Consider the following 22,931-nt stretch of genomic DNA (forward strand, 5'->3'; position numbering starts at 1 on the left):
TCCTCAAGTCAGTGAAAAAGGGTGTGACCTGATGATACGCAGCCCACGTGGGTTTGAATCAGTGGGCAAGGATGTCAGGCACTGTAAAGAATGGTGTATACAGCCTAGCACAGGCAGTGTGAAGAAGGGTTAAGCGCGGGGCTGACGCCGCCGCGCATCAGACGCTGCAGATCCCGGAGGTCAGCGCTTCAGATCGGCCACGGCGAAATAGGCTGGTTTGGGCTGCATGTCCCGGTCGAACAGCAATGGGTAGTTGGTGCGTCCGCCCACCGGGAAGTTGTTCTTCCAGGATTCGCCATCGTGGGTGCCCCAGAGGGTAATCCGGTCGATCTTGTCCCGGTGCTTGAGGAACAGCTTGAACATTTCCACGTAGCGTTCGGTCAGTCGCTCCTGCATGTCCTCGGGCAGGCCGTCCGGGTAGGGGTTCAGCTCGTCGGCATACTCGAAGTTGTCCGAAATGTTCGCCCCGGTGTGCTCCCAGGCGACCGGCAGTACGTCGATTTCCAACTCGGTGCAGTGAATGCGCATGCCTTCGGCGGCGTAGGCCTCGATACTGGCTTCGAATTCGCCCAGGTCCGGATAGTCCAGACCCACGTGGCTCTGCAGGCCAACGCCGTGAATCGGCACGCCGCGCTTTTTGTAGTCGCGGATCACATCGACCAGGAATTCCCGTTTGCCCGGGTTGTGCATGTTGTAGTCGTTGTAAATCAGGTGCGCGTCCGGATCCATTTCGTGGGCCAGTCGGAAGGCACGCTCGACATAGTCGGCTCCGCCCATGGTTTTGAACCAGGCGCTCTCTCTCCAGCCTTTGTCTTCATCAATCGCTTCGTTGACCACATCCCAGATCTTGATTTTGCCCTTGTAGCGCTCCATCAGGGTGCGAATGTGGGTGTCCATCCGCTTGATCAGCTCCGAACGGTCGATGGGGCGGCCGTTCGGGTAGACGAAGAAGTCTTCCGGAACCTGGGAGTGCCACACCAGGGCGTGCCCGACGATGTCCATATTGTGCTGTTGGCCGAACGCCACAAAGCGGTCCGCCAGCTCCCAGTCCCACTCGCCCTGGCGGGGCTGCACCAGCGCGGACTTCATGCAGTTCTCGGCGGTGATGGAGTTGAACTCCCTGGCGATCAGGGTTTTCAGGTGCTGGTCGTCATCGGCCAGGGTCTGATTGCTGATGGCGGTGCCCATCAGGAAGTCATCCCCGTAGAGATTTTTCAGTCCGGTCCGTTCGGCGGCGCCGTTGATGGCACAGGCCTTGAGGTTGGCCAGGGCGGCCAGTGAGGCGCTGCCCAGCAGGAATTTGCGTCGGGAGATGGGGTTCATAAGCATGACCTGTTACGTTTGGGCCCGGCCTGAACGGCGGGCGTCTATCTTATATTCAGGCTGACCATTAAAGCACGGATGGCGGCTCGCGAAAAGTGTTCAGCGCCACTCCCGGTCCGCGTGTGGGGGATGATTCTTCTGCCTTACGCTGCATGGGGGTTGCATCTTACCTACACTGGGTTATAAAGGCACATCGAGTTTATAAAAACCGTCTCTGGCACAGCAGCAAAGGGCCACTATGCTCACCTATTTCCCCGAAATCAAACCTTACGCGCGCCACCAGGTTCCTGTTGGTGGTGGTCATCAGTTGTACGTGGATGAGTCCGGTAACCCCGAGGGAATTCCGGTCCTGTTTGTCCACGGTGGTCCCGGCGCCGGCTGTGGGAAATACGATCGCCGCTACTTTGATCCGGAGTGTTACCGCATCATTCTGTTCGACCAGCGCGGTGCCGGTCGCTCTACGCCCCATGCGAGCCTGGAGGGCAACAATACCCGGGCGCTGGTGGCGGACATGGAAGAGATCCGCCGCTTTCTGGGGGTGGAGAAGTGGGTGCTGTTCGGTGGCTCCTGGGGTTCGACCCTGAGTCTGGTGTACGCCGAAACCCACCCGGAACGGGTGCTTGGACTGATCCTCCGGGGGATTTTCCTGTGCCGACCGCAGGACCTGCAGTGGTTCTATCAGGGGGGGGCCGCCCATGTCTTCCCGGATTACTGGCAGGAGTTCCTGCAGCCCGTGGCTGAAGAGGAGCGGGGCGATCTGATCCAGGCTTACTATCGATTGCTGACCGGCGACAATGATCTGCTCAAAATGGGCGCGGCCAAGGCCTGGTCCATATGGGAGGGGCGCTGCGCCACCCTGCGACCCAATCATGAGGTGGTCGAGTCGTTCTCCAAGCCCCATCGTGCCCTGGCCCTGGCCTGTATCGAGGCGCACTACTTTGTGAACCAGGCCTTTCTGGAACCGGACCAGATTGTGCGCAACGCGCACCGTTTATCCGGCATCCCGGGGGTGATCATTCACGGCCGTTACGACATGGTCTGCCCGCTGGATAATGCCTTTGAGCTGCAGAAAGCCTGGCCTGACGCCGAATTGCAGATCATCCGTGAGTCCGGGCATTCGGCGTCCGAACCCGGAACCGTGGATGCGCTGGTGCGGGCCACCGAAGATATGGTCCGTCGGCTACGCCATGAAGACGACAATCTGGCCTGAGTTGGGGGAGCGTCGTCATGTTGGGATTGATTCAGCGAGTCCGCCACGCCAGTGTGGCGGTGGACGATCAGGTCGTGGGCGAGATCGGTCCGGGGTTGCTTCTGTTCCTGGGGGTTGAAAAGGACGATGATGAAGGAACGGCCGATGCGTTACTGAAGAAGGTATTGGCCTACCGGGTATTTGCCGATACCGAGGGCAAGATGAACCTGAATGTGCAGCAGGCGGGTGGCGGGCTACTGGTGGTGTCCCAGTTCACCCTGGCCGCCGACACCCGCAAGGGGCTGCGGCCGAGTTTCTCACGTGCCGGCTCTCCGGCGCTCGCCGAATCTATTTACGATTATTTTGTCTCCCGTGCCCGGACCCTGCACGAGCCGGTCGCCACCGGCGTATTTGCGGCCGATATGCAGGTCAGCCTGCAGAACGATGGGCCGGTCACCTTCATGCTGTCCGCCTGAAAAGGTCAGTGAAGCGGTCGGGAGCACAGATGATCGGGCCAGGGGCGAATCCAGGTATTGCTTTGGCCGAGAAAAGCCGGATCGCTGTGCTGCGGATTGCATAGGTAGAGCAGGGTGCGCTGGTCGAGATTCAGCTGCTCAAAGACGGCCACGATCAGCGGGTGCGAATGGAAAAATGTGTCGAACGAACCGTCGGCTTTGGCGCGCCGCAGCCCCTCCTCCACCCGCTCGGCCAGCGCGGTGTGCTCCTTGTTCACGTAAAAGTACACTGGCCAAGGGTAGGCCAGTACCAGATTCGACTCAACGGCCAGTCCACTGATATCAAAGCTTTGCGCCTCACTCATGACTTCCTGGGCGCCCCGGGGAAAGAAGTCAAAGCGTCCCGCTCGAAGCATTCGGAACAGGGACTCGTACTTGCTCGTGGTGGTGACCGGAATGCCGTGCATTCGCAGTACTTGTACATCAAACCAGCCCTCACCTTGACCGGCCCGGAAGGCGCTCAGGTCCTTCAGGGTTTTCACCCGGTCGAAACGGGGTTGATCATCAGCGCGGATAAACGCTATCCGATACCCCATCAGGCCTTTCAATAACGGGACGGGAATGGCCCGGAAGCGCTCATTACGTTCAGGCATGACGGTGGCATCAATGATGTGAATATTTTCCTGCCGGGAGAGTTCCTGGTACAACCTGGCCTGAGGTTTGGGTTGCTGGGACAGGGTAACCTTGCAGGGACCAAAATCACGTTCGGTTTTATCCAGTGCCAACTGCAACAATTGGGCAAAGTAGTTGCGGTGGTCATGGCGGATTTCATCGCGTAGGGGCAGCACCAACCGGTCGGTGGTCGTGTCGCGATCCAGTTGGCACGCAGCGGCTGCGGTTTCACTGAGCATTACAAAAGGCAGACTCATTAGCAAAGTGACGATTGCCGCCGGGAGCGAACGGGCGCGCGGGGTTTTCAGATAGGCACAAAAGGTCTCTGCGCCCTGAAGAATCGAGTGGATGAAAGGCGGGTTCACAGTGCGCGATGACTCCAGTGGTATATCCGTCTGGTCCAGTGTAGGAAGAGTCGCGTTTTTACACAAGTGTGTTGGCCAGGGTTGAATCCAGATGTTGGCCCGCTGGAGCAGATCCGGGTCCCGGTGGTGGGGGTAAGCCAGCAGCAAAGCCGGCTCAATAATCAAACCTTCGGTATCAAAATTGGCCTGTTCGTCGAGAATTATCTGAGCGCCGCGTGGAAAAAAACCGAATCGTTCCGCTTGCAGCATACGAAACGGGGATTCGATGCGGGCAAACACCTGTTTATCTGATTTCCGGATAAAAAAGTCGGTAGCCGATCAATCCTTCCAACAGTGGCACCGGTATCGCCAGGAAGCGCTCACTGCGCCCAAGTGCGGCGGTTGCGCAATAACCATCTTTTATTTGCGCAGGATCAATACCGCCAAACCGAGGGTTAACAAGGCCCAGCTCTCCGGGGGAATCTGTCCCCAGTCAATGCGCTCAGCCCAAGCGGTGAGGGGGCCTCCCAAATGGGGCCAGGCAGTAATGCCGGCGCCGATCAATGCCAGGGTGGCAATCACGGTGCGGCGGCGTCCCCGGCGCCGGTTCTGTTGCTGGCGCTGCAGTTCCTGGGTCTGTGCTTCCAGGTGGTGGGATACTTTGCTGAGGCTCTGCAGTTGTTGCAGACCACCAAAAATCAGTTCCGGCACTTGGGGGAACTTCTCCATCCACTCCGGCGCATAACGTTGGAGCTGACCCCAGAGCGCCTTGGGGTGGAAGCGGTTTTTCAGCCAGCGTTCGAGGAAGGGGTGGGCGGTGACCCACAGATCCAGGTCCGGATAGAGTTGGCGACCCAGTCCTTCAATATTGAGCAGGGTTTTCTGCAACAACACCAGTTGCGGCTGAACTTCCATATCGAACCGGCGCGCGGTGCGGAACAGACTCATCAACAGATGCCCGAACGAAATGTCTTTCAGCGGTTTTTCAAAAATCGGTTCGCACACGGTGCGCACCGCGGCTTCGAGTTCCTCGACCCGGGTGCCCTCGGGGACCCAGCCACTTTGCACGTGCAGCTCGGCGACCTGCCGGTAGTCGCGCCGGAACATGGCGAGCAGGTTGCGCGCCAGGTAGTACTGATCTTCCCGGGTCAGGGAACCGACAATGGCCATATCCACAGCAATGTACTTGGGGTACTCCGGGTTTTCAGTGGCGACGAAAATATTGCCCGGGTGCATGTCCGCGTGAAAAAAGTTGTGCTCAAACACCTGCTTGAAAAAAATCTCCACGCCGCGTTCGGCCAACGCTTTCATGTCCGTGCCCTGGGCCTGAAGCTCGTCAATGTGCGTCACTGGGATGCCGTGAATGCGCTCCATCACCAGCACGTTATTGCGGGTGTAGTCCCAGTAGATTTCCGGAACATACAGTAGCGGAGAGCCATCGAAGTTGCGCCGGAGCTGGGAGGCGTTGGCCGCTTCGCGCTGCAGGTCCAGCTCATCGAAAATGGTATTGCGATAATCGCGAACCACATCCACCGGGTGCAGGCGTTTGCCATCGATGCTGTAGCGCTCCACCAGTCGGGCGATCATCATCAGCAGACGCACGTCCTGCTCAATGACCCGCTCGATGCCGGGGCGAACGATTTTGATCACGACGCGCTGACCGTTATGCAGCGTGGCGCCGTGCACCTGGGCCACCGACGCCGAAGCCAGCGGTTCCTGCTCGTAGCTGGCAAACACCGTGTCGACGCTTTCCCCCAGGCCCCGCTCGACCAGAGCACGAAATTCGGACTTGTCGAACGGCGGCACCTTGTCCTGCAGCCGGTTCAGATCGTCCATCATATCCGGTGGCACCAGGTCCGGACGGGTCGAGAGCAACTGACCAAACTTGATGAAAATCGGGCCCAGATCTTCCAGTGCCCGGCGCAGTCGCTCCCCCCGGGTCATATTACCGGCGGGTTTGAGTTTGCACGGCAGCAGGAACAGCCGCACGTACCAGGGCAACTGACCGGGCGGAATCAACAGATCCAGCCGGTAGCGCCAGATGACAAAACTGATGGTGAGCAGGCGACGGAGTACGACTAACACGCTTAGTCCTTAGTGGTTCGGTGCAAGAGAGTATGCAAGTGTTGGATTCTCGCTTCGGTGCGCTCCAGCGCCAATGCCAGTTCGTCCACTTCCCGATAGAAATTGTCCAGCTCGGCGCGACCCGGGACCAGTCCCGCCTCCTGGGTGATGAACTCGCCGAGCAGTCGACGGGCCTGGCTATCCCGTGCTTTCAACCAGCGTCCGCCCGAGCGCAGCAGTTCCGCGCCCTGATGCCCCAGTACATCACCGAGCACTTCACTCAGGGCTTCTTCCCAGTCAATATCCAGTTGCCCGAGGATACGTTGCAGTGACTGAACCAGATGGGTGCTGCCTTCCAATTGCACACCGGAGCCCGCCAGGCTGGTCTGTTCGCCGCGAGCCAGGCCGATAAAGTTTTTCAGTGGGCCGGTCAGCCGCGTCTGGATCTCTCCCTCCCAGTGACTGCTGAAGCTCAACCCCGCTTTGCCGGGAAGAACATAGACGGTCCATTCGGGCTGGGTAAACTGCAGTGCCAGTACCTGCCCATCGAGTTCGCTGAGTGCGAGTCGGCTGGCGGGGTCGTAGCGCAGGACGCGCTGGACGATGGCTTCGGCGGCCGAAAGGGCGGCGCTCGTCAGAGTCGCATCCATATCAGGGCTTGATGCCTTTGTGCAGAGCCACCACACCGCCGGTCATGTTGTGGTACTCGGTGTTCACAAAACCGGCGGCATCCATCATGCCCTTCAGGGTTTCCTGGTCCGGGTGCATGCGGATGGACTCGGCCAGGTAGCGATAGCTGTCGGCGTCGTTGGCGACCACTTTGCCCATGAAAGGCAGCAGCTTGAACGAGTAAGTGTCATAGGCTTTTTCCAGCAGCGGGTTCTGCGGTTTGGAGAACTCCAGTACCAACAGTCGTCCGCCGGGTTTGAGCACCCGCAACATGGAGCGCAACGCCAGGTCTTTGTCAGTGACATTGCGCAGGCCAAACGCAATGGTGATGCAATCGAAGGTGTTGTCCGGAAAGGGCAGGTACTGGGCGTCGGCCTGGGCGTATTGCAGGTTGCCGGCGATACCCCGGTCGGTCAGTCGGTCGCGACCCACATTGAGCATGGATTCGTTGATGTCGGCGAGCACCACCAGACCGTCCGGCCCGACTTTTTTGGCAAAGGCGTAGCTCAGGTCTCCGGTACCACCGGCAATATCGAGGATGGTCTGTCCGGGACGGACCGCCGCCAGCTCGATGGTAAACCGCTTCCACAATCGGTGTACGCCGCCGGACATGAGGTCGTTCATCAGGTCGTAGCGGGCGGCGACGGAGTGAAACACATTCGCCACACGGCCGGCCTTTTCCTCAACGGCCACCTGCTCGTAGCCAAAATCGGTGGTTCTCTTCTCACTCATGAGGTCGTCCATCATCGGAATTCACAGAGCCAGTATTGTACACGCGTAGGGTGGATAAGGGCGAAGCCCGTCATCCACCAATACCTTCTATTGCCGCGGCTGCAACAACAAAACCTCGTCGTCCTGATCCACCTCAAACCGAAACCGGCTCAACACATTCATGCCGAGCAGCCCGTCCACATGATCGGGCGTATTGAAATCCAACACCGCCACCGGCACATCGGTCAACCGATGATCACCAATCTGGATACTGTCCACCCGATACACCATCCCACGGGTGGTGCCGCTGGCGGTATTGAACATCTGAGGCCCTAACTCGGTAAAACGGACCGAAGCGCTGATTCGATCAAAACTGCGTTGCGTCAATGTCGTCAGACTGGCCCCGGTATCGATCACCAGTTGTACCTCTTCCCGGCTATCCAGTCCGAGTGGCAGCAGGTAATGGCTGCCGATGGTGTCCAGTTCAATGCTTCCCACTGGTGGGGGTGGGCGCCGCTCCGTCACCGGGGGTGGTGTGGTGTGGTTGAGCAGGGCGGTGGCGCGGGCGCCCAGAGTGGCGTGGGTGGTCAGCGCTTCCAGCAGGTTGCGGCCGTAGGTGGTGTCGCCGTGGTGCAGGTGCAGCTCGCCCAGACGCAGGCGCTGCTCGGCACCCCCCAGGTCCAACTGCTCAAGCGTCTCGTAAAAGCCCAGCAGGCTCTGCCAATGCTGCTCGCCCGCCAGTTGATCGTCCACCTGCCGGACAAATTGTTCAAAGGCCTGGCTGACCCGGCTGCGTTGACCGGGTTGAGTCGCGCTGTAGGCGAAGGTGAGCTGGAAGGTACGCGCCGCTTCGGCCCAGTAGTCGGACTGGAGCTGGTGGCGGGCGAGCAGGAGCAACACGTCAATATCATCGTAATGCACCGACAAAAAGGCGTCGGCCAACGCGGTCAGTGCGTAGTCATCGCCTGCGCGCAGGTAACCCTCCAGGTAGTCCAACACCAGCTCCCGCAAACGACCCGCCAGGGCCGAATCCTGCCGCTCCGCCTCCTGGTAGAGCCCCATGGCGGCATTGAAAGCCTGCTGGTCCAGAAGTGCGCGCATTTCCTCATCCCGGTTGACGGGCTGGGGAGGTGCGTCGTTGGCGGGCGCTGGGTCGTCCGACGTTGTCGTCGTCTCAAGCGCATTGCGGGAAGGCGGGCTAACGGAGGGGACTCGCGCTGCCGTTGAGGAAACGGACCCGCTGAGAGAGGCGTTTGATGGAGGCTTATCCGGTTCCACACGGACCGCCGGCTCGACCAAAACGGGCGCCAGCGCCCCGCGCAGCCACCAACCGCCCGCCAGCCCGGTGGCCAGAAGCAGGCTTGCCAGCAGCGGTCGGAATGGAGACGGAGCGCTCATAAGAGTACCGGGGTCGGGTAAAGGCTAAGGGTAACCAAATTTGTGACGGGCTTCTATTGCTCTTTATTTAATAATGAGTATGATTCGCATTATTGATAAAGAGCGATGGAGGCACAATGGAAACGTGGGCGAATCGACCATCCGAGATCAGGGTGCTGTGGGTAGGGCAAACCTCGACCTTACAAGCGCGAATCCATGCGGCCTTGCGCGCGCGGGGTTGGTCGCTGGTGGTCTGCCGTGCCGGTCGTGAGGCGCTGGACTGTGTGCTCAACACCGAGGCCGATCTGTTGCTGCTCGACGTCGATGCTGACGCACTGGACCCTTGGGGGCTCCTGGCCGAGTTGCGCCAATGGCAGGCGACGCCCGTCATTGCTCTGGCCGATGAGCCCGGACGCAGTATCGACGCCTTTCGGCGCGGCGCCGATGACTTCGTCGCCAAGTCGGCAGACCCGCTGGAGCTACTGCTGCGCGGCCGGGCGTTGTTGCGGCGCACGCGGCAGTTGATGCCCGCAGACCCGGGCGGGGAGCGTCTGGTGGTGGGACCCTTGTCCCTCAGTCGCGAGGATGCGTCGGTTCGCTACGACGACCGTCCCCTTCGGGTGACCGCCATCCAGTTCAAACTCCTGTGGTGCCTGGTGGAGCATCACAACACCCTGTTGAAAAAATCCGAACTGCACCGCTGGGTGCTGAATAAATCCTATTGCCGGGACGACCGCAGCATCGATATGCACCTGAGCCGCATCCGCCGGAAACTGATTGCGGCGGGTATGCCGCCCGATGCGGTTCAGACGGTGCGCGGGCAGGGTTACCGGCTGTCGCTATTGTCCAACCGCGTGCCAGTGGGTCTTGATAGGACGGTGCAAGGATGAGCCGGGGCGAAGCGGTTCTCGAGGCGCCGGCCCTGCCCACCTTCCTGCGCTATGTGGGCGCCTCCACCCTGGGCTTGCTGGCCCTGACCAGCGCGGCGGTAGTGGACGGGTTGATGGTGGGCAAATGGCTGGGCGCCGACGCTCTGGCGGCAGTGAATCTGCTGATTCCCCTCTGGATTCTGCTGTTCGGCAGCGTGCTGATGCTGGCCATCGGTGCCAGCGTAGTGGCCGGTCATTACCTGGGTGCCGGTCGACGGGACGCGGCCAGCGGAGTGTTCTCGGCCTGCGTGTGCCTGGCGCTGGTTTTTGGGGTTGCCGTGACGCTGCTCGGCCTGGTGTTTGGCGACTATCTGTTGCAGTGGCTTGCCGTGCCGGAGCGGCTGCAGCCGTTGGTAAAACCCTATTTCCAACTGGTGTTGCTGGGCCAGGTGCCGCAGTGCGCAGCGGTGGTGCTCTACTATTTTCTGCGGGTGGCAGGCGAACCCCGGCGCGCCAGCCGGGCCCTGGTGCTCGGCGCGTTGGTGAACATCCTGCTGGATGTGCTCGGGCTGGCGGTACTGGGCTGGGACTTGCGCGCCGCCGCCGGCGCCACAGTGGCGGCACAGCTGACCCAGTGTTTGGTGCTGTTACACCTGCTGCACAGTGGTCGAACGCCGCTGCGCCTGCGGCCGAGCTGGCTCTCCTGGCGGCGTCTGGTCTCATTCTGTGGTAACGGCTTTTCCGAGTTCCTGAACGAAGTGTCGGCGGGGGTGGTGCTGTTCGTGTTGCACTGGCTGCTGGCGCTGACCGGTGGTGTGGCGGCGGTGTCCGGTTTCGCCCTGATTCACTACGCCCTGTTACTCAATGTCATGCTCGCCTGCGCGGTGGCCGAAGTGGTGCATGTGCTGGCCAGCCAGAATCTGGGCGCGGGACAGCCGGTCCGGGCCCGGCGCTTCCGGGACTATGGTCTGGGATTGGCGGCCACTCAGGGGCTGCTGTTGTGGACGTTGGTCTTCCTGGGAGGGCCGGCCTTGAGCGACTGGTTCTTCGAGGGTTCCGCGGCGGACTATGCCGCCCGCTTCTGGCCGGTAATCGCCCCGGTGTTTCTGTTGACCGGGCTCAACCTTGTGTTGTCCGCCTGGTTCACCGGTTGTCGGCAGCCGCGCCGCTCGGCGTTGCTCGCCTTGGCGCGCAGCCTGGTCCTTCCCCTCCTGTTTCTCGCCGCGCTGTTTCCCTGGCGCGACCGGGTGTCGTTCTTGTGGGCTCTACCCCTGGCGGAGTTCCTGACGCTGGGGTTGGCGCTGGGAATGTTGACGGACAAAACCACGTTTCGGCGCGTTCTTCCACTGAGGGAATGATTGAGCTGTCAGGAAACGTAACAATCGTAAAACCCAATGACATTGAGAATTGTTCTCATATAATCGGTCCTAACTCCTCCCTCATCGGATTGGCAACGAGGACTCTGTTATGGCCGATTTTGCGCGACACCTGGCCGAGTACGCCAGCTTTCAGGCATTCGTCAATTGTTATCTGCGGGAAGTGGATGGCGGGCGCTGGCTGAGCCCGGACTCTCCCCAAGCCCGAAGCATACTGCCGCAGACGCTTCTGACCGGCAAATCCCTGCTGCAACTGACCCTGCCCCGGCAGGAGCTGACCCTGTGGCTACTGGTGAGTTATCGCTCCCGGGTCGGGCGCCAGCGCATCGAGGCCGTCTTCTGCCAGCAGGGCGCACAACTGCGACAGGAGGGCTTCTGGAGCACGCTCCTGCTGCTGGTCAAGGAGTTGTTCCACGAGCGCAACGCCCAGCCCGGCGCCGGGCTCAAGCGTCGGCAGTTGGAACTGACCCACCGGTTGACCGACAGTCTGCAAAACACGGTGCGCTACCTGGAGGCCCGTTGGCCCCAGCCCTACCGCACGCCGTTGAGCTTTTGCCGCGCGGAGCAGAGCCTGGTGCTGGGCCACTGGTTACACCCCACCCCGAAAAGCCGGCAGGGCATTCTTGACTGGCAGCATCCCCTGATCACGCCGGAGCTGGAGGGCCAGTTTCAATTACATTATGTGGCCGTGCACCGGGACTGGGTCGAGCAGCAGTCGCTGTTGCCCCAGTCCGCCGAGACCCTGGTACGTGAGGCGCTGATGCAGAGCGACCATTCGGTGTCGATCGGCCCGGACGAGGTGTTGATTCCCGTCCACCCGCTGCAGGCTCACTGGTTACTTGCCCAGCCCCGGGTTCAGGCTTGGCAGGAGGCCGGTCGGCTGCGCTACCTGGGCCCGCTCGGGCACACCTTCACGGCCACCTCCTCGGTGCGCACCGTCTATCACCGGGACGCGCCCTGGATGTACAAGCTCTCCCTGCCCGTGAAGATTACCAACTCCCTGCGGCAGAACCGGGTGCGGGAGCTGCGCGCGGGGGTGCTGATGGCCGGTCTGCTGCACAACCTGCAATTCTCCCGGCGCTTTCCCCGCTTCCAGGTGATTGCCGATCCCGCCTATCTGACAGTGCGTGACCCCGAAGGGGGCGACAGCGGGTTCGAGGCCATCGTGCGGGCAAACCCCTTTGGCGCCGAAAGCGATCAATCGGTGCTGTGTCTGGCGGCGTTGGTGCAGGAACCCTGGCATCCACGTCAGCGCCGCGCCGTGCTCACGGAGCTGATCGAGCGGCAGGCGCTGGAGGAAGGGCGGGCGCCGGGTGCGGTCGCCCGGGACTGGTTTGATGCCTACTGGCACTGCGCGGTCGAGCCCTGCCTGGTGTTGTTTGACCACCATGGCATCGCCCTGGAAGCCCATCAGCAGAACAGCCTGCTGCGGCTGACTGATGGCTATCCGGAGACTTACTACTACCGGGACAACCAGGGCTTCTACCTGGACGAGCAACAAAAGCCCAGGCTCCTGCAGTGGCAGCCGACATTGGAGGCCGACAGCGATCTGTTCTACCCCACGGATGCCATTCTGGACCGCTTCGGTTATTACCTGCTGGTCAATCAGGTGTTCGCGGTGGTGGACCGGCTGGGCGCCGATGGCCTGCTGCCGGAGGCCGAGCTGATTGAGCGGGTGCGGGACAAGCTGGAGGCACTGCGTCTGACGCTGTCCGGCAATGGCCGGGTCCTGATTGAGCGCTGGTTGACCCAGACCCAGTTACCCGCCAAAGCCAACCTGTTGACCCGGGTGGAGGATATCGACGAGCTGGAGGCGGACATGGAGCTGGCCGCTTACACCACCATTGACAATCCGCTCTGCGCACCCGCGCGGATTGAGCGAGCGCTTGAGGAGGTGGCTCATGTCTGAAGCCCTGGCGCTCGGCGTTCCACAACAGGCATCGGCGGTGGCGGTTGACGCCCTGCCGAGAATCCTTCGACAGGCTCTGGAGGCGGCGCTGTTTGAAGGCCTGCTGGACTACATCGTTGTCCCCCGTCGGGAGCGACCCTCCCGCTGGTGCACCCTGTACTTCAGGCTCGGAAAGGTGGATTACGCCTGCCCGGCACGGGTGCGGGGCTTTGGGCGCATCCGCTTGCAGCTGTCGGGGTTGACCCGGGTCCAGCCCGTCGCCCGCCGGCCGGACCTGGAGGAGGTCCTGCGCCAACTGTTGGTCTGCCTGCCCGGCGACGCGGAGCGTAAACAGGCGCTGACCCGGGAATTGAATCAGACCCGGATCTGGTGTCAGTGGAATGCGCGCGAGTTGCCACCGCTGGCAGTGCGTCGGGAGCTGCCATTGGTTGCGCTGGAGGGCGCCCTTCGCGAGGGGCATCCCTACCATCCCTGTTTCAAAGCGCGCATCGGCCTGAGTGAAGCCGACTACCAACGCTACAGCCCCGAAGCCGCCGGCCCGGTGCGCCCGCACTGGATCGCCGTTCCCCGGAACCGGGTAGTCGGCTCCGGCGCGGCTCAGGACCCGGATGCTTTCGCTCTTCGTGAGCTTGGACCGGCGCTGCTGCAGGCGCTGCGGGCCCGCTGCCGGGCCCGGGGCGTGGATCCTGAACAGCGGGTGTTTGTACCGGTACATCCCTGGCAGTGGCAGCACCGGATACTGCCGCGCACGCAGGGTTCGAATCCGCGCTTGCTCGATCTGGGACAACCCGGAGACGACTACCGGGTCAGTCAATCCATGCGCACCCTGATGAATGATTCCCGGCCGGAACGGGGTGATCTCAAGCTGCCCCTGGATATTGTGCTCACCTCCTCGCGGCGTCACCTGCTGAGCCATGGTATCGAGTCCGGACCGGTTTTGTCTGACTGGCTGGCGGAGACGGTGGCGGGGGACGGATTCTTTCAGCAACAGCCTTTGGTGATTCTGCGAGAGTACGCCGGCTTGCGGGTGGAGGAAGCCGGCCTGTTAAGCCCGACCGAGCCGGATATCTGTCAGTTCGGTGCCCTCTGGCGCGAAAGCCTGCCGTCCCGGTTGGCCCCCGGCGAGCGGGCCGTGCCGGCCCAGGTCCTGGCCCTGATGGAGTCCGATGGCAAACCCTTTATCGACCCCTGGGTAAACGCCTATGGCCTGGAGCCCTGGCTGACCCGCCTTTTCGACACCCTGATCCTGCCGGTCTGGCACTTGCTGGCCCGTCACGGCATCGCGCTGGAAGCCCACGGCCAGAACCTGCTGCTGGTCCATCGGGACGGCTGGCCGCAATGGCTGGCGGCCCGGGACTTTCACGAGAGTGTGGAATACGTGGAGAGCTTTCTCGCCGCCCCGGACGCGGCGCCGGTGTTCCGCCACCAGGCGCGTTACGCCGGCGCCCGGCCCAGTGAATACTACTGGATGGACTCGGTGGAGGCCCTGCGCGAATTGGTGATGGATACCCTGTTCGTTTTCCAGCTCTCGGAGCTCGCCGCCCTGTGCGAAGACCATTACCGCTTACCCGAACCACGTTTCTGGGCCCTGGTGCGTGCCTGCCTGGCGCGTTACGCCGGCGGCGGCCACTGCGATCCGGCGCGCCTGGAGGCCTTGGGTTACCGGGCACCCATGGTTCAGGTGGAATCCCTGCTGCGCAAAAAGCTCAGCGCCGCCCAGCCGGAATACCACCACCGCGTGTTCAACCCGCTATCGGAAACCGTTCGGAAGGAGGCGTGAGCCATGCTTTTTTATCTCAATGATCGACCCTACGACCAGGCAATGCTGGAGTCGCGCTGGCGCCCGTTGACCAGGGCTCTCACGGCACTGTCCGGTCGGCGTCTGGCCGTTTGTACCCACGATTCAGTCGAATGGCTGGCCCTGGTGCTCTATGCCCGACAACAGGGATTGTCCATCGCGCCGTTACCGGCGGACACGCCCCGGGCCACGGCTCTGGAGAAAGCCCGGGCGCTGCACTGCGACGGTTTGATCTGGCAGAGCGCGGAACAGCTTGTCCCGCTTGAGCGCACGGCGTCGGCTCGGGAAAGCACCCTGATTCAGTTCAGCTCCGGCACCACCGGTGAAGCCAAACCCATTGAGCGCACCTGGTCGGAGATCGACACCGAAATCACCCATTACAATCGGGCGCTCGAACTGCCCCCCGAGGTGGTGCCGGTGGTGGCCTGTTCCATCAGCCATTCCTACGGTCTGATCTGCGGCGTGCTTGCGGCCCTGGACCGGGGGGTGGCGCCGCGCATCGTCACCGGCTGGAATCCCAAGTACCTGCTGAAAGTGTTGCGCGCGGAATCCCGGCCCCTGCTGTACAGCTCGCCCACCTTTATCCGCACCCTGATGATGCTCTGGCTACCGGGCGAGCCCCTATACGGGGTGATGACCTCGGGCAGCGTCATGCCCGAAGCCTGGTTCGATGAGGTGCGCGGCAAAACCGACAACCTCTGGCAGCAGTACGGCTGCTCCGAGGCCGGCTGCGTGGCGCTGGCCCGGCAACCGGAGCGGGCGGACATCATGGGTGCGCCACTGGGGCACGGCGAGCTGCGTGCGGGTAGCGGTCCGGAAGAACCCGAAGAGGTGGTGGTCATTCAGCAGGGCCGACACATCGCCACCGGCGATGCCGGCTATCTGGACAGCCAGGGGCGCCTGCGCTTCTGCGGACGCCTGGATGACACCATCATCGCCGCCGGTTTCAACGTCTATCCCCAGGAGGTGGAAAACATTCTGATGCGCCACGCCGGTATTCGCGAGGCGGTGGTGTTCAAGCAGCCCGACCCCATGGCGGGGGAGCGGGTGGCGGCGGTCTATACCGGGACCGCAGCCTTGAGTGATGCCGACCTGCGAGCGTTCTGCCGCCAGCACCTGGCGAGCCATCAATGGCCCAGCCGTTTTTATCACCGCGAGCGGATACCGCGCCTGCCCAACGGCAAGGTCAGTCGTCGGCAACTGGCCGAGCAGTTTGCCGCCGACGCCACACAGGGGGTGGCTTGAGATGGCCAGTGAAACCTTTGTTCGTCAACTGCGCGACCTGATGACCCGATACCTGCCTCGAATACCCTGCGAGGATCTCTCGCCGGACAGTCACCTGACGTACCAGCTCGGGCTCGATTCGGTGGAGCTGATGCAACTGCTGGTGCTGCTGGAAACCGAGTGCGGCTATGTGCTGCCGGAGGAAGCATTGAGCGCCGGCGATCTGGAACGGGTGAGCGATCTGGAGGCGCTGGTGCGACCGGTGGCGGCCAACGACACGGTCGGCGAGCCGGAACTGGATGTGAAAGTGCACTGCGTGGTCAGTTGCCTGTGTCACCCGATCAAGGCGCGAGGGATTGATCACCGGCCCCTGTATTTCGGTGTCTGGGACGCCGAGGTGTTTGTCGACGATCAGGCGCGACTGCGCTACCACGACGAGGCGGTGGACCACGGGTTTTTCCTAACCTGGTTCGAGCGTCTGTACGGGGCCGAGGTCTCCCCCTGGTATGACCCGGCACTGAGCAAGGCCCGCAATATCGCCACCTTGGAAACCCGCCTGGCGCAGCGCAAACCCCGGGAGCATCTGATGGTGATGCTGGACCTGTACCGGCTCCCCGAGCGGGAAAACCGCTTTCAGCTCAACCCTTTCCCGCACTACGTTCTGCTGGAAAACGACGCGGATCCGGATCGGCTCTGGATGTGGGACCCGGACTTTCGCTGGGAGGGCAGCCTGGATCGTCGGAGGGTGTTGCACGCGGTGGAGTCACCCGCCGTGGCGGGCGGTGTCCGGTTGGATACCCGCCACCTGCACGAGCCGGAACCAGAGGCGGTGATGGCGTACTTCGAAGTCTGCTTCCAGCCCACCGATAACACCCTGACTCAGGCGGTAGAGCAGGTGGTGCGCCGCCACCTGCCCGGCGGCGAGCAACCGCTCGAACGCTTGGGCGCGGCCTTGGCCGAATTGCCGGTGCTGGCGATCCGCAAATACGCCTATGAGCATGGTCTGGCCTACTTCTGGCGGGCGCTGGAGCGCCCGGCGGATGAGTTCGAGCACTGGTGCGATGAGATCGAGGCGTTGGTCAAAGGCTACGACGCCGTTCTGTATCGGGCCAATAAAGTCGCTCACACCCGGACGCGGGAAGATCTCGCCCGGCTTTCTCGCCGGATCGCGGAACAGCACCACCGGGAATACCGGGTCAAGCGCGCCCTGTTTCACGCCTTTAATGACTGGCGCAAACAGCGGTCGAATCGCGGCTCTGAGCCCCGGGAGGTGGCCGTCCTATGATGCATCTGTCGCTCTGTACCATCAGTTTTCGCCACCAGTTGGTTTCCCTGCCGGAGCTGGCCACCTTTGCCGTGGGGGCCGGGCTGGATGGCATCGAACTCTGGGCGGCGCACGCCCGGGGTCTGAGGCACCAGCCGGCGTTGAACGGCGATTGGCTCGAGGCCATGGGGTTGGGGGTGAGCATGCTCAGCGACTACCTGCCTTTTGCCGGCCCCTACCCCCAGGGACGGGAAAAGCTCCGGGAGCTGTGCGTCCTGGCCCGTCACTGGAATACCCGCAAGATCCGGGTATTCGCCGGGAAGAAAGCCAGTACCGAATGCACCGCCGCCGATTGGCACGCCCTGGTCTGTCGATTGCGGGATTATTGTTTACAGGCGGAGGAGGCGGGCATGACCCTGTTGCTGGAAACCCATCCGAATACCGGGGCCGATACCACCGAGGCCACCGGGGAACTGCTGGCGGCAGTGGACCATCCGGCCCTGAAAGTGAATCTGGATGTGCTGCATATCTGGGAGGCCGGGGAGGACCCGGTGCGCGCCTGGCGCCGGCTCGCTCCTCAGGTGCAGCACTTGCACCTGAAGAACATCCGTCACCGCCAGTACCTGCCGGAATTCGCCCCCGACAATGTCTATTCCGCCGCAGGTAGCCGGGCCGGCATGGTGCCGCTGTTCGAGGGCGCCTGTGACTTCGCTGACTTTCTGCACAGCCTGCCCGATGAGCGGGTGCACTCGGCCTCCCTGGAGTGGTTCGGGCCGGACCCCTTTGAGGTGATTGCCCGGGACAGCCAGCAGATTCGACGCCTGCAAACGGAGCGGCTGTGCCATGCGTGAGCGTCGAGCCAATCAGCGGGCATGGCGGCGATTGAGGAACTCCAGCCCAAGTGCCGCACTCAGCCCCGTGAGCGCAAACAGACCGAACCAGTAAGTGAGCCCCAGAGCGGGGCCCCAGTGAACCATGGCGAGCGCGGCCGATGCTGTCAGGAGTGGATAACCGATGCTGCGCAACGCCAATGCCAGGCGCCGGAATCGGGCCGGGTTCCGGGCCAGGACGGGGGTCAGGGTGCGCAAATGAGCGGGTAGGGACAGAGCCAGCAATAGCTGCGAGACAAACAGTGCGATTACGACGCCGGTCATTTCAAACCTCCTGAATGACGGTCGTGTGGCCAGTGCGTTGGCTGGCCAAAACCTGACGATAACCGTACCCCGCCATCAGGGCAAAGCTCGCCGCCAGAGCGAGGGCGGTCAGATCAAAACCAGCGAGCACCCAGTCGCCCACGGCCAGGCTGCTGCCCAGGTGACGGTCGCTGGTCAGAGCGTTGACGACAGGCAACAGACCCCAGCCCAGCGCATTCAGGACCAACAGTTCCCGCCAGATCGCGGCTCTGGGTCGAAGCCAGGTGAAGACACCACTGACCAGCCAGGCCAGAAACAGGCAGTGCATTTCCCAGTCGGCCCGCCCGGCAAGGTCGACGGGAATCAGTCGATTACTGAAAAAATACACCGCGATCGCCAGGGGCAAACCGAGAATGACCGCCGCGTAAAAACGCTCCACATTGGCGTACTCAGCGGGACGGCTGGCGGTGCGTTTCTTGACGAAGTACAGGGCGCCGGTGGCGATCATGAGGATGCCCATCAGGCTGCACAGGATATAGAGCCAGCGCAGCGGCCAGTCGGCAAACAGCCCCTCGTGCAACGCAATCAGGGTTTTCTCCACCGAGGCAGCACCACCGTACTGTTGTTCACCGCCGTCGAGCCGCTCACCGGTACTGGCCCGATACAACAGCTTGTGGGGTTTGCCTTGATAGTGTCCCGGTGAGGGCTCCGGTAGATAAAACGAAAGCCGGGCATTTTTATCGCCGGGGTGCAGCAGGTACATCTGTTCGATTCGTTGACCGGTTTCCGCCTGCGCCTGTGCCAGCAAGGGCGCAATGGCCACGCTGTCCGCTTTCTCTCCGGCTTTCGCGTCCGCCTCGGTCTCGGGAAAGGCTTCTTCATAGAAAGTCCGGGTGCCCTCGTCGCCATAGCGGGCCGTGACGATGGGCTCCATAAAGGTGACCGCAAAAAAGACCAGGCCGCTGTAGACGATCATGATCTGAAAGGGCAGGGCGAGAACGCTGCTCAGGTTGTGCAGATCCAGCCAGGAGCGGGCGCGGCGAAAAAGACGCAGGGTGAAAAATTCGCGGAAAATACGCCGGTGAATGATCACCCCGGAGACCAGGCCGACCAGCATCAACAGGGTGCACAGCCCGACGATCCAGTAGGCAAGCGTGTCCGGCAGATAGTGCAGGCGCCAGTGCAACCGGTACAGTGCCATGCCGCCGCCGGTGTTCCGGGGTTGAATCCAGTGTGGCTCGCCGTCGCGAAAATCCAGATACTCCGCTTCCCGTTCCGTCCGCTCCCCGTTGGCGTCTCGAGGCGGTTGCCACTCCACCCAGAAATTGCCGTTGCGCGCCGTGGGCAGAATTATCCCCCACCAGACCGACTCGGAGTGCGCTTTTTGCTGAAGGCGTTCGGTGCCGAGTTCAATCAAGGTTCGGGTGGACAGGTTTAGTTCGCCCCGGTCGGTATAGACGGTGTAACGATCGGTGTCGGCGGAGTGCCATTCGTCGTCAGACCATTGCATCGCCAGGGGACGTTCCGGCTCCATCCAGCGGTCCATTTCGAAATGGAAAAATCCGGTGGTGCCGGTGACGAAAATAAAGTACATCAGAGCACTGAAAATAATGCCCGCCCAACGGTGCAACCAGGCCATGGAGGCGCGAAACGTCGACTTCATAAGGCCAGATCACCCGCCAGTATCAGCCATCCCGTAGCGAGGCTACCGCTCACTAATGCGGGTAACAGCAACCCGCTCCAGGCGCGCCAGTGGCTGCGCACGCCAAACGCCCACAGGAAGGCCCCGGTGTACACGAGAAAACTGAGCAACAGGGCCGTCATCGTCGCCGGGCCCCGTTCCATCGGTAATAGCAAACCCACCAGCACGGGCAGGGCGATGCTCAGGGTGTAACCGCCGAGCAGGGCGGCCAGACTGCGGGAGAGCACATCCAACAGGAGGGGCGTGTGGGAAACGGATCGGGCCATGGCAATAATGCTCCCTGGAAAATCACAGCGCGGAGAGAAAACTCCGCGCTGGTAAGCGGACGTTCCTGATCGGATCAGAAACGCAGCGCCAGACTCAGGCGAATATCACGCCCGGGCGCCGGGTAGCCAACAATGCCTTCATAGTCGGGCACATGGGTAAAGTCCTCGATACTGCCGTGGTCCAGGTACTGTTTGTTGAAGGCGTTTTTCACCGTGAGCGTCATGCTCAGGTTTTCGGTGACGCGCGGTTCCCAGTGCAGATAAAAATCGTGCACGCCGTAGCCGGGTTTATCGACGCTTGCATCCGCCGCGACGACAAAAATGTCGTCCACGCCCTCGACCAGTGTGGCGATCCAGCCCGCATCCAGACCGTCGGTAATCTGGTAGGAAGTGTCGATCGACAGGGTGTCACCAGTGGTCGTGCCCAAGTAGCCGTAGGAGTAGCGGGTGACCTGCTCGCCGTCAATCTCGGCGGTGGTATCCAGAAAAGTCCATTTGGAGAACAGTCGCTGACCGCTGTAGGTCACGCCCAGGGTGTAGCCGTCGGACTCCAGATCCCCCAGATTCTCGTAATGACGGGACCAGGGCACGGCGTTGCCGATGGCATCTTCAATGGTGACATCGTGCACCCCGGCGGAGAACACAAAGCGTCCGAGTTCGTAGTCCGCACCGAACTCCAGGTTTTTGGCGCGCTCGGCTTTCAGGTCCGGGTCATTGGTGGTGCCGAACAGCTTGAAACCGTCATTGGTTTCCACGCCGCGCAGCGCTTCGGCATAGCCACCGCTGAAGGTCAGTCGACGGGTCGCCTTGTAGGAGAAACCCACATTGGGGCTGAAGCCCTCTTCGGTAAACTCGTTACCTTCCTTATCCACCGCCTCAAACTCGTCGTAGCGGGTGCCGAAGCTCAGCAACAACTTGTCGGTGGCCTGATAGCGATCCTGCACAAACAGGCCCAGTACCTCACTGGTTTCGGTAAAGGGGTTGGCATCGTCCGCCTCGCCGGCGGTCACTTCGTCGTCCCGATAGTCCACACCATACTCCACGTTGTGACGGGCCAGTTGGCTGGTGTTGCCGAAGGTGAAGCCCCGGGTATCCACCGCGCTGGTGTAGTTGTCCCAGGGCCGGTAGATGTCGAATTCGGTCTGGTAGACATTCGCCTCCAGAAGAACGGTGTCGTTACCCGGCGCATCCCACTGATAATTCAGGGTGCTGGTCTGGCGTTCAAACTGCAGCTCGCGCAGCGGGTTATTGGGGCCTTGGCCCCACTCCGGGCGGGTCAGCTTTTCGCCCTCTTCGGTCAGTTTTTCGTGACTCAGACGCAGGGTGTGGCCAGCGCCCAAGTCACCCACCAATTTGACAAAGCCCAGTTCCTGGTCCGAATTGGTGCCGGGCAGTTCGTTGCCCTCGGCGTCTTCCATATTGCCCTGATCGGCGTCTACGTAGCTGGCCATGGCACTGAAGGTATCGTTGAAGCGGCCATAGACCGTGGCGCTGTTTTTGGTGCCTTCGGTATTGGAGAAGTAGCCGGTTTTCAGCAGGGCGCCGAAATTGTTGGAACCCAGCAGGTCCTCGGGGTCTTTGGTCTCAAACCGGATGGCGCCCCCCAGGGCGCCGGGGCCATTGGTGGCATCGCCGGCGCCCACCTGTACCCTTACCTGCTTGAGCAGTTCAGGCTCGACGGAAATCCGGCCGGTGTGATGGTAGGTCACCCCGGACTGGGTGGCGCCATCCACCATGATGTTCAAAGTGTCTTCGCCGAGGTTGCGCACATAGATTTTCTGGGCAGCGCCTACGGAGCCGCCTACCAGTACAGAGGACACGCCGGAGAAAATATCGTCCAGGTCATTGGCCTGTTTGCGCTCGATATCGTCGCTGTCCATCAGGCTGTCCAGCGGTTGGCCGACCACCACCAGTTCTTCGCTGATCAGGGTGCGGTTGTGCTGCTGTGGGTCGGCGTCGGGAGTGGCGTTTTGTGCAATGGAGGCCATGGGCGCCAGGGCGATGGCCAGAGCGAGTGGACTCAGACGGGAGGCATTCGGTGCGGTCATGAGGGAGCTTCCTTTTCAATAAATCTAAAAAAGAAGCATTATCATTAACGTGTGTGGCGCTGTAAACGATTGTTACAGTTGTTACGTTAGAGGCTTAAAGCCCGAGTTTTGAGCGAAACATGAAAAACACGGCACCCAGCAGGCATAAGCCGGCCCAGAGGTAATCCAGTTTCAGCGGTTCCTTGAGATAAAAGAGGGCGAAAGGCACGAAGACACTCAGGGTGATGACTTCCTGCAGAATCTTGAGCTGGCCGACGCTCATTACGGTATAGCCGACCCGGTTGGCCGGTACCTGGAACAGGTATTCAAACAGGGCGATTCCCCAGCTCACCAGCGCAGCGATGATCCACGGCTTGTGGTTCAGTTCCTTCAGGTGGCTGTACCAGGCGAAGGTCATGAAGATATTACTGCACAGCAGCAGGCCGATGGTAATCAACGCGGGCGGCATGGTGAACTCTCGGGGGTGGTGGACGTCTGGGATTATAGCTTGGGTCTCGGCTAAACTGAACGCAGTTACCTTCCTGCTCACTGACAATCA

General features: G+C 61.7%; 20 protein-coding genes. 9 read left to right on the top strand and 11 right to left on the bottom strand.

Annotated features, from left to right (window positions below):
- Positions 1 to 180: 180 nt before the first annotated feature.
- On the bottom strand, positions 181 to 1,323 hold the full coding sequence (locus OOT55_RS16065) for an endo-1,4-beta-xylanase (protein ID WP_265366852.1): 1,143 nt from the start codon (positions 1,321 to 1,323) through the stop codon (positions 181 to 183).
- A gap of 238 nt (positions 1,324 to 1,561) precedes the next feature.
- Between OOT55_RS16065 and pip the strand changes: the two genes are divergently transcribed.
- Both pip and dtd read left to right on the top strand, forming a co-directional pair.
- Entirely contained in the window at positions 1,562 to 2,533 is a 972-nt protein-coding gene (gene pip, locus OOT55_RS16070) for a prolyl aminopeptidase (protein WP_265366853.1), read from the top strand.
- A 17-nt stretch (positions 2,534 to 2,550) separates the two neighbouring features.
- Positions 2,551 to 2,988 carry a D-aminoacyl-tRNA deacylase gene (gene dtd, locus OOT55_RS16075; RefSeq protein ID WP_265366854.1) on the top strand — a complete coding sequence of 146 codons (438 nt, stop codon included), beginning with the start codon at positions 2,551 to 2,553 and terminating at the stop codon, positions 2,986 to 2,988.
- 5 nt (positions 2,989 to 2,993) lie between these two features.
- Here dtd and OOT55_RS16080 read toward each other — a convergent pair whose 3' ends face one another.
- The 5 genes from OOT55_RS16080 to OOT55_RS16100 all read right to left on the bottom strand — a co-directional run bounded on the left by OOT55_RS16080 (position 2,994) and on the right by OOT55_RS16100 (position 8,528).
- Positions 2,994 to 4,283, bottom strand: coding sequence for a substrate-binding periplasmic protein (locus OOT55_RS16080; protein ID WP_265366855.1), 1,290 nt, complete (start codon positions 4,281 to 4,283; stop codon positions 2,994 to 2,996).
- A gap of 120 nt (positions 4,284 to 4,403) precedes the next feature.
- On the bottom strand, positions 4,404 to 6,068 hold the full coding sequence (gene ubiB, locus OOT55_RS16085; protein ID WP_265366856.1) for a ubiquinone biosynthesis regulatory protein kinase UbiB: 1,665 nt from the start codon (positions 6,066 to 6,068) through the stop codon (positions 4,404 to 4,406).
- Positions 6,069 to 6,070: 2 nt separating this feature from the next.
- Entirely contained in the window at positions 6,071 to 6,697 is a 627-nt protein-coding gene (locus OOT55_RS16090; RefSeq protein ID WP_265366857.1) for a ubiquinone biosynthesis accessory factor UbiJ, read from the bottom strand.
- 1 nt (position 6,698) lies between these two features.
- A complete protein-coding gene (ubiE, locus tag OOT55_RS16095; RefSeq protein WP_265366858.1) occupies positions 6,699 to 7,448 on the bottom strand; it encodes a bifunctional demethylmenaquinone methyltransferase/2-methoxy-6-polyprenyl-1,4-benzoquinol methylase UbiE in 750 nt (249 codons plus the stop codon).
- Between the two features lie 87 nt (positions 7,449 to 7,535).
- Complete coding sequence (locus OOT55_RS16100) at positions 7,536 to 8,528, bottom strand: retropepsin-like aspartic protease (protein ID WP_265366859.1); 993 nt, start codon at positions 8,526 to 8,528, stop codon at positions 7,536 to 7,538.
- Between the two features lie 413 nt (positions 8,529 to 8,941).
- Here OOT55_RS16100 and OOT55_RS16105 point away from each other — a divergent pair, with 413 nt between their 5' ends.
- The 7 genes from OOT55_RS16105 to OOT55_RS16135 all read left to right on the top strand — a co-directional run bounded on the left by OOT55_RS16105 (position 8,942) and on the right by OOT55_RS16135 (position 18,095).
- A complete protein-coding gene (locus tag OOT55_RS16105; RefSeq protein ID WP_265366860.1) occupies positions 8,942 to 9,694 on the top strand; it encodes a winged helix-turn-helix transcriptional regulator in 753 nt (250 codons plus the stop codon).
- Positions 9,691 to 11,031, top strand: a complete 1,341-nt coding sequence (locus tag OOT55_RS16110) for an MATE family efflux transporter (RefSeq protein ID WP_265366861.1) — start codon at positions 9,691 to 9,693, stop codon at positions 11,029 to 11,031. The genes OOT55_RS16105 and OOT55_RS16110 overlap by 4 nt, the downstream gene beginning before the upstream one ends.
- Before the next feature lie 109 nt (positions 11,032 to 11,140).
- Positions 11,141 to 12,958 carry an IucA/IucC family protein gene (locus OOT55_RS16115; protein ID WP_265366862.1) on the top strand — a complete coding sequence of 606 codons (1,818 nt, stop codon included), beginning with the start codon at positions 11,141 to 11,143 and terminating at the stop codon, positions 12,956 to 12,958.
- Positions 12,951 to 14,738 (top strand): IucA/IucC family protein, encoded by a 1,788-nt coding sequence (locus OOT55_RS16120; RefSeq protein WP_265366863.1) that lies wholly within the window; start codon positions 12,951 to 12,953, stop codon positions 14,736 to 14,738. Before OOT55_RS16115 ends, OOT55_RS16120 begins: the two co-directional genes overlap by 8 nt.
- Before the next feature lie 3 nt (positions 14,739 to 14,741).
- Positions 14,742 to 16,001, top strand: a complete 1,260-nt coding sequence (locus OOT55_RS16125) for an AMP-binding protein (RefSeq protein ID WP_265366864.1) — start codon at positions 14,742 to 14,744, stop codon at positions 15,999 to 16,001.
- Between the two features lies 1 nt (position 16,002).
- Positions 16,003 to 17,265 carry a DUF6005 family protein gene (locus OOT55_RS16130; protein WP_265366865.1) on the top strand — a complete coding sequence of 421 codons (1,263 nt, stop codon included), beginning with the start codon at positions 16,003 to 16,005 and terminating at the stop codon, positions 17,263 to 17,265.
- Complete coding sequence (locus OOT55_RS16135; protein WP_265366866.1) at positions 17,262 to 18,095, top strand: sugar phosphate isomerase/epimerase family protein; 834 nt, start codon at positions 17,262 to 17,264, stop codon at positions 18,093 to 18,095. Before OOT55_RS16130 ends, OOT55_RS16135 begins: the two co-directional genes overlap by 4 nt.
- Positions 18,096 to 18,107: 12 nt before the next feature.
- Here OOT55_RS16135 and OOT55_RS16140 read toward each other — a convergent pair whose 3' ends face one another.
- The 5 genes from OOT55_RS16140 to OOT55_RS16160 form a co-directional block, all read right to left on the bottom strand.
- On the bottom strand, positions 18,108 to 18,398 hold the full coding sequence (locus OOT55_RS16140) for a DUF3325 family protein (protein WP_265366867.1): 291 nt from the start codon (positions 18,396 to 18,398) through the stop codon (positions 18,108 to 18,110).
- A gap of 1 nt (position 18,399) precedes the next feature.
- Positions 18,400 to 20,040, bottom strand: a complete 1,641-nt coding sequence (locus tag OOT55_RS16145; RefSeq protein ID WP_265366868.1) for a PepSY-associated TM helix domain-containing protein — start codon at positions 20,038 to 20,040, stop codon at positions 18,400 to 18,402.
- Complete coding sequence (locus OOT55_RS16150; RefSeq protein WP_265366869.1) at positions 20,037 to 20,345, bottom strand: DUF3649 domain-containing protein; 309 nt, start codon at positions 20,343 to 20,345, stop codon at positions 20,037 to 20,039. The genes OOT55_RS16145 and OOT55_RS16150 overlap by 4 nt, the downstream gene beginning before the upstream one ends.
- 74 nt (positions 20,346 to 20,419) lie before the next feature.
- On the bottom strand, positions 20,420 to 22,393 hold the full coding sequence (locus tag OOT55_RS16155) for a TonB-dependent receptor domain-containing protein (protein ID WP_265366870.1): 1,974 nt from the start codon (positions 22,391 to 22,393) through the stop codon (positions 20,420 to 20,422).
- A gap of 94 nt (positions 22,394 to 22,487) precedes the next feature.
- Positions 22,488 to 22,841 (bottom strand): DMT family protein, encoded by a 354-nt coding sequence (locus OOT55_RS16160; RefSeq protein ID WP_265366871.1) that lies wholly within the window; start codon positions 22,839 to 22,841, stop codon positions 22,488 to 22,490.
- Positions 22,842 to 22,931 lie beyond the last annotated feature (90 nt).

It is taken from the genome of Marinimicrobium sp. C6131 (assembly GCF_026153455.1).
Lineage (GTDB): Bacteria > Pseudomonadota > Gammaproteobacteria > Pseudomonadales > Cellvibrionaceae > Marinimicrobium.